Consider the following 17,220-nt stretch of genomic DNA (forward strand, 5'->3'; position numbering starts at 1 on the left):
GAGGACTGCCGAGATGGACACCACGACCACGCCGATACCGTCCGCCGCCGGGAATCTGGCCGGCGAAAACGAGGCGCTCACGCCGATCCTGCGCGCCGGGATCGCGCCCACCCGCGCGCTCTCCGGTGGCCGGATGCACCTGCCCGGCGCCACCACCCTCGCTCCGCAACGGCACGACACCACCGAGACCGCGATCGCGATCATCAGCGGCCACGTCGCCGTCCTCTCCGGCAACGCCATGGCCCCCTTCCACCCGCAGGCCGGGGACATGATCTACATCCCGCCGACGCTGCCGTACGCGGTGGTCAACCTGAGCAACAACGCCTCCGTCCTCGCCTTGGTCTTTCGGACCGACCCCGGCTTCGACACCGACGTCCACCGCATGCCCGAGCTCGACCGCGCCGCCCGCGACCAGATCCCCGGCCTGCGCCGCGCCCACCACCAGGCGCTGCTCACCCGGCGCAGCGGCCGCGCCCGCCGCAACTGACCTCTGCCTCTCGCTCCGTCCAGCACCACGCCACCCGCCGACCAGACCCGTTCGGCGCCTCCCCGTCACCTGGCGTGCCACACCTACCGGCTCGATCAGGAAGACGTCATGCAGATCTGGATTACCGACACCGCTCGCGATCTACTCAACGACCCACCACCCGGCGGACCGGTCACGCTCGACGAGATCGCCGCCTGCGCGGGCATCACGACCCGTCAGCTGCGGGCCTACTACAGCTCGGTCGAGGTCATCGTCGCCGCCTGCGCCGACCTCCCGGCACATTCGACTCGGGTTGGGCGGTGCTGACGATGCGCTGGAAGAACCTGCACCTGCGCGGCGTCGGCGCCGCGCTCGGCGACCTCGTCGCCGTCGACAACCTCGAGACCGGGCTTACGCTGCGCGGGGCGACCAGCCAGCGCGCCGTGTCGATCGCCTCAGGTAGCACCGGCATGGATCTGGCTGTCCGCGCCGGGCGCAACGCACTCGCCAGCATGGCCATCGCCAGCACCGGCCCACTCCCGGTGCCCGACTTGCACTTCCACGCCGCGATCTGGCGCGGCAGCCGCGGCATCGACTTCTGGTCCCGCGCCGCCTACGTCCGCTCCCGCCTCGGCCTGCCCGCCGGCCGCGGAATCGCCACCGAGCTCAACGCCATGAGCAACAGCCTCGTCGGCGGCATCGACATCTCCGCGCGCGTCCTGGCCGGCAGCCCCGACCTCGACACCGTCCTGCTCACCGGCGGCGAAACCTTCGGCCCACCCGCCTTCGACCACCTCACCGCCGACCACGGCATCGCCTACGGCGACGGCGGCTCCGCCCTCATCCTCGGCCGCCACCCCGGCCTCGCCCGCATCCTCGCCACCAGCTCGTATACCGACCCCACCCTCGAACAACTCCACCGCGGCAACCACCGCTTCCTCCCCGCCGGCACCACCGAGCCCGGTATCGAGCGCATCCGCGAACGCAAACGCCAGTACACCGATGTCGTCGGCGCTGACTCGGTTACGCGTCGCAACCACGAGGGTGTCCGCGCCGTCATGGACGAGGCCCTCCGCGACGCCGGTCTGCAGCTCGACCAGCTGCGCTGGATCCTGCTGCCGCACTACGGACGGCACCTGCTCGACACCCACTGCCTGCAACCGCTCGGCATCACCGCCGAGCGCACCCTCTGCCACGCCGGCGACCAATGGGGCCACATCGGCCCCAACGACCAGATCGTCGGCCTGACCCACCTGATCACGCGCGGCGCGGTGGTCCCTGGCGACCACGTCACGTTGCTCGGCATCGGAATCGGCATGACCTGGACCGCCGCGATCCTCCGCATCGACGCAGTGCCGCCCGGCCTGTGTGCCCTTGCTCCGCCCTTGCGCTGGCCCTGGCGCGCGCCGGCAGACGCGCAGCGTTGACCAGCGCTGGCCCGTCACGCCGAGCTCCCGAGGACTCCCATGCCAGACACCTACCTGCCGTCGCGCCTCGACCAGGCAATCTTCGACGCGCCGTTCATCGTCATCGACGCCGACAACCACGCACACACGATCACCCACCGCCTCGACGACGCCGCCACCATCCTCAACACCGACGACCCGGCCCGAGCCATCGTCGGCACCCTCCGCCAGCCCCTCCTCGCCATCGACATCGACCCCGAAGACACCGGCGTCGACGCCGACGCAGGCGAAGTCGTCGCCGAACAGCTCCTCCTCTGGGCCGACCGATACGGCCTGCCCTACCTCCAGCGAGCCTCCGGCCGACCGGGGCACACCCACCTCATCATCAAAACTCCGCCATGCCTGCGCGAAGAACTACAGCACGTCGTCCGCACGATCGCGACCCGGCACAACGTCTCCGCCACCGTCCGCTCGACCCTCCGGCTCACCTCCTCACCACACCGACACGAGCTGCCCAGCCCGATCCTCAGCTGCACGTTGACCACGAGCGACGTGCCGGATCTCGGCACCTCCAGGGCCCCGCGGGCTATACGACCGGCGCGTCGCCGCGGGGCCTCGAACGTCAGCAGGTCCGAACGCGAGTACGGCCACGCCCTCGCGCTCGCCCGCGCAGGCCACGCCACGGCGCACGCCTGGGCCTTCGCCAACCTCGCCGGCACCAAAGCCCGCGAGAACGGACAGCAAGCCTGGCGGCGCTGGTTCTGGGCACCCGCCACCACGATCGTCGCCGCCGAACACGGCGTCACCGAGCAGCAGGCATGGGACCTCTTCCGCCGAGCGTCCCCAACACAGGCCGCCCACGTCGGGAGAGACGGCTGGCGCCGCACCCGCTGGCTACCCGCACTTCGCGAGGCGGACGAAAGTAGGCCGCGACGACGATGCCTCGGACCACCTCAAGCCGGAGACCACCAGAACGAACCGTCACCCCGTCAGCTCCGACACATCCGTTCCGCGCTCCAGGCAGCCGTGGACAGGCGACTGGCGCGCGGAGCCAGTACGGAGGCACGCACCGGCACGATCGCCGGCGTACGGATTAGTAGCTTACGCGCAGCTCTCGACGCATTCGCTCACGCCGTCCTCACGACACGCGGATCTATCTCGATTCGGCACTGGGCCGAGCTCGCCACTCTCGATCCTAAGACCGTCCGGCGCGCACGAGATGCTGCCCTCAAACTGGGCATCCTCAAGCGCGTACACCAGTACACCGGAGGGGAGACAGACTGCGACGCATTCATTCTGATTGAAGACGCAGCGGCAAATCACAACACAGAATTAACTTCCCCCACTCCGTACACCCCCAGCCTCGGCCAAGCGGACCCTCTCAGGCTGCGATCACAGCATCAGCGCGACAGACGCCAATTCGCTATCAGGCACAGCCTGAGGGCCAAGACCGCCGAAGGCGACTTTGAGCAGACCGCTGGCGAGCTTTTACCTACTACCAGCGTCGACGCCGTTCCTCATCGGCAACGTGAACTCAATGGAATCGACCGCTCGCACTTCCGAGACGGCAACTTCCTCCATCGCATCGATCGCCTTGGCAGGGATCGAGATACGACCTCGCGTTCGAACCGCCGGAAAGCCACCTTCATCCACGGCGCGATAGACTGCCATCGCAGAAACGCCGAGCAACTTTGCAGCTTGGCCGACCGTGAGGAAACGCGGCACACTCACATCAGACTTGGACATCGCGGACCTCCGTACACTACGTGGTGAGGGGAGGCCGGCACCAACGGTCCAAGTGACCGCCCACTTCGGCACCATCAACTTCAGCATCCGCCAGAAGCATCAACTCGTCAACCCGGTACCGATGCAACTAACTCAGCCCTCGCCGAGACCGCCCCCATCTCTTAACCATCTTGCCTCTATGAAGTACCGGGCCGGCTCGTCTGCTCCACGGCTCTCACCTCCGGGGTCGCAGTTGCGGGGCTCTCCCAGACGACGACACGTGGGCGTCAAACAAGATCACGAGCCACTGCGCAAGTTCGTCGACCGGCAACGCGCGAGTTGCCCACAAGCAACAACGCCGTGAGGTCCTCGCTCAGCGCAGAACCAGAGCCGGACCGGCTGGCCGACGTCGACTACACCGGAGACCCCCAGAGGACTCCGGCAGGGAACTGACCGCGCTACAGCAGGGCTTCCGCGACCGAGCACACCGGCGACGATTATGCGTCTTCCGATGCGCTAGCTAGACGGCGCATCATGCGAGTCCCCGCCCGGTCGACTGGGGGAGCTGTCTTGAACAGAGCTGATTCCGCGTTCGGCAGCAGGTCGTCGGTTTTCATCTCATGCCTAATCGCTATCTGCAGCTCGTCCTCGATGGCCCCGACCCGGACTCGCATAGCAATCCGGTCGCCTTCGCCTGGCTGCGACCCGATCGGCCTTCCCCAGAAGTCCTCGGCTGGGATGCGGTTGAACAACGCCGTGACCGTCCGACTCCCGTACATCGTGGCGCGAACACCCAACCGAGCACGCTCCAGAGGTGGCAATCGGAGATACGTGTAGTGGCTTCCAAACCCCTTTCACGCTTCCTGGTCTGCCATGTCCATCTCAAGCCATCGTTGCTCGGCATACGACTCCGTCAGGAGGTCCACATACAGCTCTGCGCTGCTCCCGCAGCCACCGGCTGTGATCTTGACGGAGCGCGAGCCTGAACGACACCAATGGCACGACGACGGCGATGATCGCCGGGATAAGCGCTGGCACGAGTACGAGAGCTGGTGAAGTTGCCATGACCTGGAGGTCCGCACGGCAAACCGCGAGCGGCTCGGAGACGCTTCGGAGACCTTCGGAAAGCGCCCGACTCTTAACCGGAACACCCTCAATGCCAACGGCGTCCTCGGTGGCACCGCCGATGCTGCCGTACATTTGCGGGTGTCGACACGCACGTAACGGCCTGCAGGTCGTGCCGTGGCTAGCAATGGCCGACGTGATAGCACGATGGATGACCTACCGGCCCTCGGCGAGCCGCGCGCACCGCGTCGGCGGCGAGGGTCTCAGGGGCCGGGTAGAGATTGCGTCCATCGCCGCGTCTCCCACCCCAGGTCCGGCAGGCAGCTGACCCATACCGCGATCCATACTGGCCAGGCGATCCCTTCCGGCGGCGCCGGGGTGGCGCTGGCTTGACAACGTTCCTAGACCACGGCTTGATTGCCGCGTTGGTCAACTCGAGGATGACGAGCGCACGACCGACCCAAGACGCTGCGGACGGCGACACTGAAAGGCGTCCGTCACCGGAGCGGCCGAGAGAAGATCTCCGCGAAGTTGTCGCGGTAGCGATCCAGGACGCTGAGCCGGCGCGGCAACGTCCGCCAGCCATAACCTTACCTCCGGGTCGTGTTCGTGCGCGCCCGGGTCCACGGCCGAGGTGAGCCGCAAGCCGGTTACATCGGCGTTCTCAACACGGTCGCCACCGGCCCCGCCGTCACATGCAGCACCCCCGGCCGTCCCCGTGGCTGTAGAACAGAAGTGATCAAACGGAACGTGGTCAGCAGGCTGGCGCCGAGCAGGTTGCGAAAACCGGCACAAATAGCGAGATGATAGAAGTCAAGAATCTACTCAATCAAAAATATACTAACACGGCGGGCATCCCGGGTCATTCACCCTAGCATCCCGCCGTGCTGCATCTGCTCACGCATTCGACGCCGCTATAGAAGCCCAAAGCTCTGACAAGGCCCGTATATGTTGCGCACTACCCCACCACCAGAACCGACAATTAAAACCTTTTATTCGATCAGCGCGGTTGTCGACTACGGTAGCTGTTCATCGCGTCAACATTGTCGAAGAATAGCCAGTTGCGCATATCCTCAAGTGACGCCAAATGCTGCAAAGCGGGAAACCGAGGACCTTCGGCGAGGAGCTCGACCAAATATACCTCTGACGTAACTTTTGCCACGACACAGCCCTGCCAGCCCCCCGTAAATCCTGCGAATCGACTACCGTCAGTTCGACCATCGCTGCCATTGTCGCAAAAGTAAGAGCCGACCAACGACTCCGGACTCAGCGGCGCCCTCGTGACATCATCGCGCCGCCCCGCGCGCGACCCTGCTTCATCATGCAAACTATTCATAGGTTCACCCTCATACGGCCTCAGATGTCAGAAGATAACACCAGTTGCCCCGGGAGGTCCAGCGCGGGCGCGACCGACTAGTGTCACCTTGGCGGCGTGATGCCCAGCCATGCGAGGTCGCAGTCCATACCGACAGTCTGCCGCGGACTAAACATATACTGCTTGTTGTTGGAGCAAGTGAGATAACCCCAATAGTTCCCAGAGTATGCGCCTTTAACATGATAGAATGGAAGGTTGATCGCACCGACGCTGCCGCCGTAACATTTCTCCCCTCCCGCAGTTGGATAGACCGCAATCAAGCCGGGAATGTTGCATTTTTCCTCAAAGGGGCCACCGTGACCAGTGGCGCCAGCAGTTGCATTCCCAGCCAGAAAGATCAAAACTGACAGGACTGTAAAAATTAGAAGACGGCCGAATTTCACACAAACCCCTCACTAGATTGACAGCGCAAGTAGACGTCTTTCACTACTTGCCCCTAAAAATTTATCTCCACGTTTTAAAGCTTGCGCCAGCAATCCCGACAATCAACAGCCCAGAAGTCATCGACAAGTGGTTTGAATGTGGAGATTAACTTTCACTGAAACAACCATATACAACAGTCGAACACGGCAAACAGTGCATCATCTCACTGCGTGCTCGTGAAATTTTCACGGACGGGTTCGGGGCTGTTCAGTGCCCATCTGCTAATCGAATAGCACGAAGGTGGACACCTGGCAGCGACTGAACGAACGTTGGATTCCCGCAGATAGATCCAGTTCCAGCCGTACGTGGCGAGCGGTTTCAGTTTCGACAAGGCGACATAACCGGGTCGTAAGGTGCCCACCGTCGGCGACGCGGCCAGGCTGGTCGACGCCCGCCTACCGGCGCCGCAACCTCGTTTGCTACCAGCGCCGCCTGCACGAGTGAGGCCCAGCAGACCAGCGAACGCGGCACGACGGAGCCCCGGCACTGTGGGTGCCGGGGCTCCGTCGTGCGGATTCAGACGAACAGCCAGTTGGCGAACACGTCCCTTGCGGGATAACTGCGCTCGAATCAGGAAGTCGCATGCCTCACCGATCCTGGCAGCCGCCTGCTGAACATCGGCGCCGTCAGTGGTAATCCACAGTGTCCCGCCTGGTCCTGTCATGAGCAGCGCCGGAACTTCCGCCGCATCGGGCCTGTCGTACCGTCTTGTTGCCGCATCAGCCGGGACGACCGGCGGAGCCGATGTACACGCCGCTGCGGATCGATGATCACCGCGACGGTGACAGGTCACCGAACACCGCAGCGCCCCAGGCCGCCAGCTGCGGCGAAGGGTCGTCGATGACGACGGTGAGAGCGTTGGCAGTACTCACTTCCGGCGGCAGGTCGATGACCCGCGTCTGGTCGCGCGCACACGACAGCATCATCAGCGTCGTCGCTACGTGCAGTGTCAGGTCGCCTTGGCCGTGACAGGCCACGCTGGCTTTGAGCGGCGCATGTCCGCGGAAACCGGTGAGGGTCATCGCCCCCTTCTCGTTGGCTTGACCGGAACCGCTGGTAAGCGGGGCGACCGGCGCCGGTGCGAGTGCGGTGGATGCCAGGCGTCGCGCGACGTTCTCAAGCTGGCTGATTACCGGATCAGGGGACGCCGGCCCGGACGGCTTCGGGTCGTTCAACGTCGTCCCGGTACAGCCGGTCATGCCACCCGCGAGCACCACACCGGTCGCCACCGCGAACAGCATGCGGCGGCGAACGCTCGACCTGGGCTGACACTCGGACAATTCGAAGATCATGGACTCCCCACGTGTAGCGCCTCAGGTGATCAGCCCAAACCTATCGCAATGTTGTTATTGCTCGATCTGGCACTGGATTCCGGTCGGCAGGAACGCGGTTCCCTTCGCTCCGTTGGCTTCGAAGAACACGAAATCACCGCTGGGGTAGGCACGCAAGTATTGCCGCGGAGCTAGGTTGTTGGAGCAGGAGATCTGCGTGGTGAGCGTTTTGGAGTAGCTGTTGCCTAGTTGCGCGTTGACCATCTCGAAGGACACCCCCACTGTGGAGCTGACGGTGGCCTGCAGTGCCACACTCTGCGAAATCGTGCAGTTGCCGCCCTGCGCCTGGTAACACTCGGCGATCTTATTCGGGTTCCGCTTGCCCTTCTGCACCTCGGTGATCACCACGTTCTGCGCGGTCCTCGCCGTCGCCTCGGCGAACGGAGCCGCGGTGGCGAAGTGTCGGGCCACCGCGTCGCCCGCGGAGGCAGCTTCAGCCGATGCCGCGCCCGCTTCCGCGGTCAGGATCACCATGACAGCGACACCGGTCAGCAGCAAACTCTTGATGCGCACTACAATCCCTCCTTACTAAAAAGCTGAATTTTCTTGCTAGGAAATCGACACATTCACGTTGTACGCAAGCAGAACTCGGCTCCACAAGAACCCCTCTACGAAGCCATTCACTACCTGCATCTGCGCAAAACTATATTCTAGAATATAGGTGTCCTTGGGCCACTGGTCTTCGGCAGATGGCCGCACACTTTCTGCGGCTTGGCCGCAACCCGGTTCGACGTCGAGCCGGGCGGCCGCCGGTAGACAGGCAGTGTCACCCGCGACAGTACCGACCAGACCGAGCTTCAGTTTAACCCTTGAGTGGCCGGGTAAGACCCTGGTTGATCATGAGTGAAGCCCTTGGTCGATCATTCCTTCCTGCAACAGATGAAAGATCGAACCAAGGGCTTCAGTTGATCAACGTGCATCATACCGGGGACGTCGGTGTGGCCTGGGAGCTCTCGGAGTTGCGGCAGGAGTTCTACCGCTGTCTGACCCGGCGAGTCAGCGATCATCCAGCCAGTCGCCACGACCCCGAACTGACGGTCGTGCGAAGTCCACTTTCAGGGAACTGGCGCGAACGGGACAGCAACCTCTGCCGACGGGACCGGAGCAGGGTGGTTCCACAGTCCTCGACGCTGCAACAACGGCAGCACGCCTTCACCGAACCAGTATGCCTCTTCCAGGTGCGGATGTCCGGACAGAACGAACTCGGTAATGCCCGCAGCGTGGAATTCAGTAATACGTTCGGCGACCTCTCTGTGGCTGCCGACGAGAGCGGTGCCCGCCCCACCTCGGACAAGTCCCACCCCTGCCCACAGGTTGGGGGACACTTCCAGGGAGTCCGTCGTGCCTTCGTGTAGCGCTCGCATGCGCCGCTGGCCTTCGGAACCGCTGCGGATGAGCCCGTCCTGGACGCGGGCGATGACGGCCGGGTCGAGTGCGTCGAGGAGCCGTTGCGCTTCGGCCCATGCCTGCTCGGACCTGTCGCGGCTGATGACGTGCAGCCGAATGCCGAAGCGTAGTTGCCGTCCGTACCGGACGGCGGCCTCGCGCACGGCGGCGATCTTCTCGGCTACCTGGCCGGGGGGCTCACCCCAAGTCAGGTAGGTGTCGGCGTGTTCGGCCGCCACCCTGATCGCTGCCGGTGAGGAGCCGCCGAAGTAGACTTCGGGCACCAGGTCGGGGGTGCGGGCGAGCGCGGCGCCGCTGACCGCCAGGTGCTCGCCTGCGTGGTCGACCTGCTCGCCCTGCCACAGGGCCCGCACGATAGACAGGAACTCGCCGGTGCGCCGGTAGCGGGCTTCCTTGTCGAGGAAGTCGCCGTAGGCTCGTTGTTCGTGATCCTCACCTCCGGTGACGATGTTGAGCAGCAGGCGCCCCGCCGAGTGTCGCTGGAATGTGGCGGCCATCTGCGCCGCGAGGGTCGGGCTGACCAGTCCGGGCCGGAACGCCACGAGAAACTTCAGCCGTTCGGTGTTGGCCACGAGCATCGCGGTGGTCAGCCATGCGTCTTCGCACCACGCGCCAGTCGGGGTGAGCGCCGCTTCAAAGCCGAGTTGCTCTGCACTGCGGGCTATCTGTCCGAGGTAGGCGAGAGTCGCGGGGCGGTCGCCTCCGGCGGAGGTGGTTGCGACACCGTGGCCACCACCGACCAGATAGCGGCTGTCGCCGTAGGTCGGCAGGAACCAGTGGAACTTGAGAGACATCGGAACCTCGTTGGAGATCGGGAGAGATGCTTACGGAACGTGCCTGAGGTGGATCAGATCAGGCCGTGCCGTGGAGGGGCCGTCCCGTTAAGCGCGTACTGGCCTATGTGCTGCACCTTCCATCGCACCGGGTCATGCAGGGTGTGGGTGCGGGCGTTGCGCCAGTGCCTGTGCAGGTTCAGGCCCTCGGCGGCTGCGCGGGTACCCGATAGCTCGAACACGGCACTGCCGGCTGCCAAGGCGGTGGGTTCGGCGAACGCCTTGGCCGTGGCAACGGCGATGGAGGCCGCCGCGGCGCTGCTGTCGGTGAGCTCGCCCGCGGCGTCGTCCAGCGCCGTTCCGGCTGTGCGCAGCAGCGACTCCGCCGCACGGACCTGGACTTCCAGCTCGCCGAAGCGCTGGATGGTGAGCGGGTCGTCGGTGGCGCGTTCGACGCGAGCCTCGGCCCAGGGCCTGCTGTGCCGCCGGACGAACTCGGCAGTCTCATCGAGTGCCGCGCGGGCGATACCCACGTCGATCGCTGCGTGGATCGCCTGCGCCCGTGCGCCGTGTAGTTGTGGCCCGGTGAAGGTCAGGTGATGGGGCACGACGTGCTCGGGCGGAACCATGACTCCGGTCAGTTCGACCGTGCCGCTGGCTGTCGTGCGCTGTCCCATGCCGTCCCAGTCGTCGAGGACCCGCAGTCCGGGCGCGTCGCTGGGGATGAAGGCGACCACGAGGCGGTCGTCCTCGTCTTTGGCAAGTACGGGAATCCAGTGCGCGAACAACGCGCCGGTCGCGTAGTGCTTGACACCGTCGAGAACGAACCAGCCGCCGTCGCGCCGTAGCCGGGTTTGGTAGTCCTGGGCGTGACGGGTCCCCCGCTCCGACTGGGCGTTGCCGAAACGTCTGCCCGCCAGCACTTCCGCGAAGAAGAACTTCCGCTGGTCGGCGTCACCTCGATCACGTAGAACGTTGACGTAGGCGAAGTGGTTCTGCGGGATATGTGCGATGTTCGAGTCACCGGCGGCCAGTAGGCGGAACACCTCCAGCACGGCGGTCCACGGCAGGTCAGCGCCACCGTGCTCGGCCGGCACGGTGATCGCGAGCAGGCCCGAGGCAGTCAGTGCGTCCAGTTCGGCGCGGGGAAGCTGCCGACGGGCGTCGCGCTCTGCAGCTCCCTCGGCGAAGTGAGCGGACAGCGCGGCGGCTGTCCGGATCGCCTCGTCGGCGCTGGAGATCGTGGCTACCACGTGACCTCCGGAATCTCACCGAGCAGCGCATAACGGCCGATGTCCACGCGCCTTGCTGCGATCGGCTCAAGCAGGCTGTGCGTGCGGATGTTGCGCCAGTAGATGTCGAGACCGATCGTGTTCGCGCTCGCACGCGCGCCGGTCAGCTCGAACACGCGTGCGCCGATCTCCAGGCCGGTGTCGACGGCGCGCTGGTGGGCTGCAGCGATGACAACAGCCACCTCGCCACGTTCCTCGGCTGTGACGGCCTCTGGTTGGTCGTTGGACCGCTCGATGGCTTCGGCGGCTCGGACAGCGAGAGCCTCGGCCGCCCACAGCTTGGCTTGGAGTTCTCCGTACCCTTCGACTATGTGCGACGCTACGCCTGCCGGGTCCTCGACGTCCCCGCAGCATGGCGCGGTGCGCATCTTGTCGCGGGTGTGGGCAGCGGCAGTGGCGAGAGCGCCTTTAGCGACACCGAGGTAGAAGTTCGTGAACACCAGTTGGAGCAGCCTGTAGTCGGCGCGAAGCTTTGCGTCGACGGAGTGCCTCACGGTTTGCGCCCGGGGCACCCGCACGTTGCGGATCTCAACGCTGCGGCTCTCGCCTGGTCGATGGCCCCAGCTGTCCCAATCTTCGCCGAAGACGATTCCGGGTCGCAGAGTAGGGACGACCGCGAAGATGTGCTCGCCACTTCCCTGCAACACTCCCGCGAGCACTGTCACATCACAGGCTTTACTGCCGAGGGAGAACAACTTCCACCCGTTGAAGACAATCTTATCTCCCTCCTCGGTGATGACGAGGGTGTCGTCCTGCGGGTTCACGGCGCCACCGAACAACCACCGCTCGCGGGTTGCCTGTTCCTCGACGGCGGCGATCTGGTCGGGCGTGCCGGCCGTGCGGGCGGCCCAGAACCACAGGAAGTGATACCCGATGAGCTGGCCGATGCAGCCATCGCCAGCGGCGATCTCCCGGATAACCTGATACGCGGCCGTCCAGTTCTGACCGCCGCCGCCGTGCTCGGTGGAGCCGAGCAGCGTGACCAGTCCGGAGTCCCTCAGCAGCGCGATCTCAGAACACGGAGACGCACTCGCGCGGTCTCGTGCCACGGCGTCGGAAGCGAGTACGGTGGCAACCTCCCGGGCGCGGGCGAGCCAGCCGCCGGTGTCAGTGGGGGTGGCGGCTAAGTACCGCAAGGTGGTCACGATCGGCTTCCGATCGGCTCAGGGGTGGCCGCTGAGGAATCCGCCTCTGCCTCGAGCTGACGCACGATCGGCAGTACGTGCTCGCCGAAGTAGGCGACTTCTTCGTGGTAGTGCAGAAAGCCCAGCAGCAGGAGGTCGACGCCGCGTCGCTTGTACTCGAGGATGCGGTGGGCGATCTGCTCTGGTGTACCGATGAGCCGGGACCGGAACCCGTCGTTGTACTGGACGAGGTCTTCGAAGGACGAGTCCGACCACATGCCCTTCCGGTCGGCGGTGGAACCGCCCGCCTGGCGGACTGCGTCACGGAAGCCGCGTACGGCGTCGATATCAGCTTTGGCGACGATCTCCCGTAGCGTCTCCCTCGCCTCTGCTTCGGTGTCGCGGGCGATCAGGAAGCCGTTGAGACCGAATCGGACGGTGCGACCGTGCCGCGCCGCTCCAGCGCTCACCTCAGCGATCTGCTCGCTGATTCCGTCGAAGTCTTTGCCGTTGCTGAAGTACCAGTCCGATACGCGGCCGGCCATCTCCCTGGCGGCAGTCGAGTTGCCTCCCTGGAAAATCTCCGGGTGCGGCCTGCGGGGAGAGGAAAGTGGCTTGGGTTTGAGGTCGTATCCCCTCAGTCGGTAGAAATCGCCGGCGAACTCTGCGGCTTCCTCGGTCCAGCTGGCTCGCAACACACGGATGAACTCTTCCGCGCGCCGGTAGCGTTCGTCGTGTTCGAGCCATGGCTCTCCGAGGGCTGTGAACTCGTCCTTGAACCAGCCGCTGACCACGTTGACCGCGGCCCGCCCGCCGGAGAGGTGGTCAGCCGTGGCCATGAATTTGGCAAGCACAGCGGGGTGCCACAGCCCGGGGAGTACTGCCGCGATCACCTTCAGCCGTTCGGTAGCGAGCAGCAGGGCGAGGCTGAAGCTGGTGGATTCGTGCTGATAAGAGGCGCCGTAGCTCGCTAGGTAGCGAACCTGGCTGAGGGCGTAGTCGAAACCGTTGTTCTCGGCGAGCACGGCGAGCTCGCGGTTGTACTCGTAAGACCACTCGGTCCGTTGCTCGATATTGCTGACAACCAGACCGCCGCTGACGTTCGGAACCCAATAGGCGAACTTCAACGGCTTCTCGTTTTCAGGCACAGTGATGCTCCGTAGTCGTGGAAGACGGCGTCTGCGAAGACAGGAAGAGAGGCCGAATCGGGATGACGGCTCTACACTCGGAAACGTCCGAGATCGATGAGCCGAGGACGGGTATGACCAACCCTCGGATCGCACGCCTTGCCGCCACTCATGAGTCGATCATGGCAGTGGCGCATCAGCGAGGAAAGGTAGTCCAGATCGCGAGAACGACTCAACTGTCAACTCCGCAGGCACCATGTAAGCAAGGGTTATCTCGCCGTCAAATAACCTCCGCTGTGGATGATTTGAAGCAAGACGAAGCAGCTCCGGCGTACCGTAGTCAGTGAATCTGGCAGGTCACCACCTGACCGAATCTCCTGCTGGGCTAGCCACTTGGCTGATCTGATCCACATCAGATCGAGCACCGCCGATCGTGTCTAGGGCCCAAAGTCCTCACCTTGACGCCCTATAAGACCCGACGCGCCCTGTGGGAGCCGCAGCAGATGGGACCCATTGGGCCCTAGCGAAACCGCCCGCGGATCGACCAGTCTGGCGCGCGCACGATTCGTACGTCAGGAGCACCCGGTGAACACGATGATCCCCGTCCCCATTGCCTTGCCGAAGAAGCGGCAGCAGGTTAAAGGCTCGGTGCTGTTGCGGTTGTTCCGCACAACCGATCACAAGCAGATCGGGATCATGTACCTGGTCACCACCTTCGCCTTCTTCCTCATCGGCGGCGCGATGGCCATGCTGATCCGCTCGGAGCTCGCCCGGCCCGGCCTGCAGTTCCTCTCCCAGGAGCAGTACAACCAGCTGTTCACCATGCACGGCACCGTCATGCTGCTGCTCTACGCCACCCCGAGCGTTTTCGGGTTCGCCAACTTCGTCCTGCCCCTGCAGATCGGCTCACCCGACGTCGCGTTCCCCCGGCTGAACGCCTTCTCCTTCTGGCTCTTCCTCTTCGGTGGCCTGCTCATGCTGAGCGGGTTCCTCACCCCCGGCGGCGCCGCCGACTTCGGCTGGTTCGCCTACACCCCACTGTCCAACGCCATCCACTCACCCGGCGTCGGCGCCAACCTCTGGATCGTCGGCGTCGCCGTCGGCGGCCTGGGCACCATCCTCGGCGCCGTCAACATGGTCACCACCATCGTCTGCCTGCGCGCACCCGGCATGACGATGTGGCGGATGCCGGTCTTCACCTGGAACATCCTCGTCACCAGCATCCTGGTGCTCATCGTGTTCCCCATCCTCACCGCAGCCGGCTTCGGCCTGCTCGCCGACCGGCTCATCGGAGCCCACGTCTTCGACCCGGCCAACGGCGGCACCGTGCTCTGGCAGCACCTGTTCTGGTTCTTCGGCCACCCCGAGGTCTACATCCTCGCCCTGCCCTTCTTCGGCGTCGTCTCCGAAATCCTCCCGGTGTTCTCCCGCAAACCCCTCTTCGGCTACCGCAGCCTGGTCTGGGCGACCCTGTCGATCGCGGCCCTGTCGGTCGCGGTCTGGGCACACCACATGTACGCCACCGGCGCCGTTCTCCTGCCGTTCTTCTCCTTCATGACGTTCCTGGTCGCTGTGCCCACCGGGGTCAAGTTCTTCAACTGGATCGGCACCATGTGGAAGGGGCAGCTGACGTTCGAGTCCCCGATGCTGTTCTCCGCCGGCTTCCTGGTCACCTTCCTCTTCGGCGGCCTGTCCGGGGTGCTGCTGGCCGCCCCTGCGCTGGACTTCCACGTGTCCGACACTTACTTCGTCGTCGCGCACTTCCACTACGTGCTCTACGGCACGATCGTGTTCGCGACCTTCGCCGGGATCTACTTCTGGTTCCCGAAGATCACCGGCCGGATGATGGACGAACGCCTCGCCCGCTGGCACTTCTGGACTACCTTCCTCGGCTTCCACGGCACGTTCCTGGTCCAGCACTGGCTGGGCAACGAAGGCATGCCCCGCCGCTACGCCGACTACCTGAGCACCGACGGGTTCACCACGCTCAACACCATCTCCACCGTCGGTGCCTACCTGCTCGGTGCGTCGGTGCTGCCGTTCCTGTGGAACGTGGTCAAGAGCTACCGCTACGGCGAGCTCGTCACCGTCGACGACCCGTGGGGCTACGGCAACTCCCTCGAATGGGCAACCTCCTGCCCACCACCGCGGCACAACTTCACCGAACTACCCCGCATCCGCTCCGAACGCCCCGCCTTCGAGCTCCACTACCCGCACATGATCGAACGCCTCCGCGCCGAGGGCGAGATCACCTTCACCGGCAAACCCCGGCAAAGGTGAGCGTGCGGTAGAAATCGGGAGATCGCGGCCCGTGCTCGGCGATCATGCCGTGGTGCAGACTTTCCCGCCGACACCGGCTCCCCCGCGTGAAACGTTCGTGCTGAGGGTCGTGCGCCGACGTGACCTCCTCCGGCTGGCGCGCTCCGGGCCGCCGCCGACCCACGCCGACGGCCGTGACCCGCGCTACCCGTCCCCGCGAGCGCTGCGTGAGCTGCTGGGCGCGCTGCTCGAATTCGTGGTCCACGCCGCGCTCGCGGTGGCCGCCGCCGTGGTCGTCCAGCGAACCTCCGCCGCGACGCCCACGGCCGTCACCGTCACCGTCGCGGGCACGTTCCTGGCCGTGTCGTTCCTCGACCGCGTTCTCGTGCAGCGCGTCTTCGCCGCCTCCCTGGGCAAGGCGCTGCTGGGCCTGCGGGTGATCCGGTACGACACCGGTGGCGGGCCGACCCTGTGGCCGCTGGTCAAGCAGTGGCTGTTCGGCTTCGCCGTGGTGTTCAGCCTGTTCGGCTGACGCCGAGGTCAGTGGAGGAATGCAGGCAGCGCTTCGATCCCGTAAGCCAGGGAAAGCTTTCGGAACGCAGGCTCGCACGCGGGACCGGCCAGGCGCATGGCCGAGAACCGACGCAGCAGCGCTGGATACGCGGTATGCAGCTCCCGGCGGGCGAGTTCGGCTCCGAGGCAGCGATGGGCGTCGGTGCTCGCGGACCAGGCGCCCCCACGGCCAGGTCGACAGGGGATCCAGTGACCGCCATGTGGTCGAGTAGTTGGGCGACGATGGCCTCGATTCGCGCGGTGAACACGTCTAGGCGCAGGACCATGAACTCCGGCGCAAGCCTGCGCCGGAGCCGGATGTGGTCCCGGCGTCGATGCCGGCCGCCCCAGGTGGGCGGAGCCGTTGCTGAACGCGGTCAGATCGGCGAGGCAGTGACCAGCCAGACCGGGACGCCGATCGGCAGCGGCAGCCCGGCTCACCGGTGCCCGCCGCGGTAGCAGGCGGAGATGGGAAAACCTACGACACCTGGCTCGGCATGACCGGACCTCACCTCCCGCGACGACCGTCCCAGGTGTACCGGCGGCCGAATCCACCCGGCAGGAGCCGAAAGTCACCAGCTGGCCGGCGAGCGTGCGCAACGGACTTTTGGCCGCTGCCGACAGCGGGGAGCGGCCCCGAAACTGGACCCGCAAGCGCACCGACACCGGAAGGATGGTGGATGACCAACCAGGAAATCGCGGTGCTGACGTCCGGCGGCGTGCTCGCCAAAGCACGGGAGCAGGTGCATCGCCAGATCACCGCGTTCACGCGCCGCGCCGGGCAGGGCGTCGAAGCGGTCCGCGTCCGGCTCACGGTGTACCGGCAGACGAAGGCTTCCCGGCCCGCGCTGACGCAGGTCAACCTGGTCGTCAACGGCCGTGCGGTGCGCGTCCA

At 65.3% G+C, this 17,220-nt stretch carries 12 protein-coding genes and 1 pseudogene; 5 read left to right on the forward strand and 8 right to left on the reverse strand.

Annotated elements, in window-relative coordinates:
• Positions 1-13: 13 nt before the first annotated feature.
• From ABZX11_RS18870 to ABZX11_RS18880, 3 genes are all read left to right on the forward strand, one after another.
• Positions 14-487 (forward strand): hypothetical protein, encoded by a 474-nt coding sequence (locus ABZX11_RS18870; protein ID WP_354914439.1) that lies wholly within the window; start codon positions 14-16, stop codon positions 485-487.
• Between the two features lie 108 nt (positions 488-595).
• Positions 596-793 (forward strand): hypothetical protein, encoded by a 198-nt coding sequence (locus tag ABZX11_RS18875; RefSeq protein ID WP_354914441.1) that lies wholly within the window; start codon positions 596-598, stop codon positions 791-793.
• A 2-nt stretch (positions 794-795) separates the two neighbouring features.
• Positions 796-1,893: a 3-oxoacyl-[acyl-carrier-protein] synthase III C-terminal domain-containing protein gene (locus ABZX11_RS18880; RefSeq protein ID WP_354914597.1), complete on the forward strand. Its 1,098-nt coding sequence runs from the start codon at positions 796-798 to the stop codon at positions 1,891-1,893.
• A 1,467-nt stretch (positions 1,894-3,360) separates the two neighbouring features.
• Here ABZX11_RS18880 and ABZX11_RS18885 read toward each other — a convergent pair.
• The 7 genes from ABZX11_RS18885 to sfnG all read right to left on the reverse strand — a co-directional run bounded on the left by ABZX11_RS18885 (position 3,361) and on the right by sfnG (position 13,535).
• Complete coding sequence (locus ABZX11_RS18885; protein WP_354914443.1) at positions 3,361-3,705, reverse strand: excisionase family DNA-binding protein; 345 nt, start codon at positions 3,703-3,705, stop codon at positions 3,361-3,363.
• A 3,525-nt stretch (positions 3,706-7,230) separates the two neighbouring features.
• Positions 7,231-7,752, reverse strand: coding sequence for a hypothetical protein (locus ABZX11_RS18890; protein ID WP_354914445.1), 522 nt, complete (start codon positions 7,750-7,752; stop codon positions 7,231-7,233).
• A gap of 54 nt (positions 7,753-7,806) precedes the next feature.
• Entirely contained in the window at positions 7,807-8,304 is a 498-nt protein-coding gene (locus tag ABZX11_RS18895; protein WP_354914447.1) for a hypothetical protein, read from the reverse strand.
• A 542-nt stretch (positions 8,305-8,846) separates the two neighbouring features.
• Positions 8,847-9,992 (reverse strand): LLM class flavin-dependent oxidoreductase, encoded by a 1,146-nt coding sequence (locus ABZX11_RS18900; protein ID WP_354914449.1) that lies wholly within the window; start codon positions 9,990-9,992, stop codon positions 8,847-8,849.
• Positions 9,993-10,045: 53 nt separating this feature from the next.
• Entirely contained in the window at positions 10,046-11,224 is a 1,179-nt protein-coding gene (locus ABZX11_RS18905; protein ID WP_354914451.1) for an SfnB family sulfur acquisition oxidoreductase, read from the reverse strand.
• Positions 11,218-12,408 (reverse strand): acyl-CoA dehydrogenase family protein, encoded by a 1,191-nt coding sequence (locus ABZX11_RS18910; protein WP_354914453.1) that lies wholly within the window; start codon positions 12,406-12,408, stop codon positions 11,218-11,220. Before ABZX11_RS18910 ends, ABZX11_RS18905 begins: the two co-directional genes overlap by 7 nt.
• A complete protein-coding gene (gene sfnG, locus ABZX11_RS18915; RefSeq protein WP_354914455.1) occupies positions 12,405-13,535 on the reverse strand; it encodes a dimethylsulfone monooxygenase SfnG in 1,131 nt (376 codons plus the stop codon). The genes ABZX11_RS18910 and sfnG overlap by 4 nt, the downstream gene beginning before the upstream one ends.
• 573 nt (positions 13,536-14,108) lie before the next feature.
• Here sfnG and ctaD point away from each other — a divergent pair.
• Positions 14,109-15,794, forward strand: a complete 1,686-nt coding sequence (gene ctaD / locus ABZX11_RS18920) for a cytochrome c oxidase subunit I (protein ID WP_354914599.1) — start codon at positions 14,109-14,111, stop codon at positions 15,792-15,794.
• Positions 15,795-15,903: 109 nt separating this feature from the next.
• Positions 15,904-16,305, forward strand: coding sequence for an RDD family protein (locus ABZX11_RS18925; protein ID WP_354914457.1), 402 nt, complete (start codon positions 15,904-15,906; stop codon positions 16,303-16,305).
• Positions 16,306-16,313: 8 nt separating this feature from the next.
• Here ABZX11_RS18925 and ABZX11_RS18930 read toward each other — a convergent pair.
• Positions 16,314-16,481: pseudogene (locus ABZX11_RS18930) on the reverse strand (cytochrome P450); the annotation flags it as partial.
• Positions 16,482-17,220 lie beyond the last annotated feature (739 nt).

Origin of the sequence: Amycolatopsis sp. NPDC004169 (genome assembly GCF_040610315.1) — a bacterium.
GTDB lineage: Bacteria > Actinomycetota > Actinomycetes > Mycobacteriales > Pseudonocardiaceae > Amycolatopsis.

Excerpts from the sequence above, each read along its gene's own strand:
- ABZX11_RS18890 (WP_354914445.1), bottom strand. The coding sequence starts at position 7,752 with ATGATCTTCGAATTGTCCGAGTGTCAGCCCAGGTCGAGCGTTCGCCGC.
- ABZX11_RS18885 (WP_354914443.1), bottom strand. The coding sequence starts at position 3,705 with ATGCTGAAGTTGATGGTGCCGAAGTGGGCGGTCACTTGGACCGTTGGT.
- ABZX11_RS18870 (WP_354914439.1), top strand. The coding sequence starts at position 14 with ATGGACACCACGACCACGCCGATACCGTCCGCCGCCGGGAATCTGGCC.
- ABZX11_RS18875 (WP_354914441.1), top strand. The coding sequence starts at position 596 with ATGCAGATCTGGATTACCGACACCGCTCGCGATCTACTCAACGACCCA.
- ABZX11_RS18900 (WP_354914449.1), bottom strand. The coding sequence starts at position 9,992 with ATGTCTCTCAAGTTCCACTGGTTCCTGCCGACCTACGGCGACAGCCGC.
- ABZX11_RS18880 (WP_354914597.1), top strand. The coding sequence starts at position 796 with ATGCGCTGGAAGAACCTGCACCTGCGCGGCGTCGGCGCCGCGCTCGGC.
- ctaD (WP_354914599.1), top strand. The coding sequence starts at position 14,109 with ATGATCCCCGTCCCCATTGCCTTGCCGAAGAAGCGGCAGCAGGTTAAA.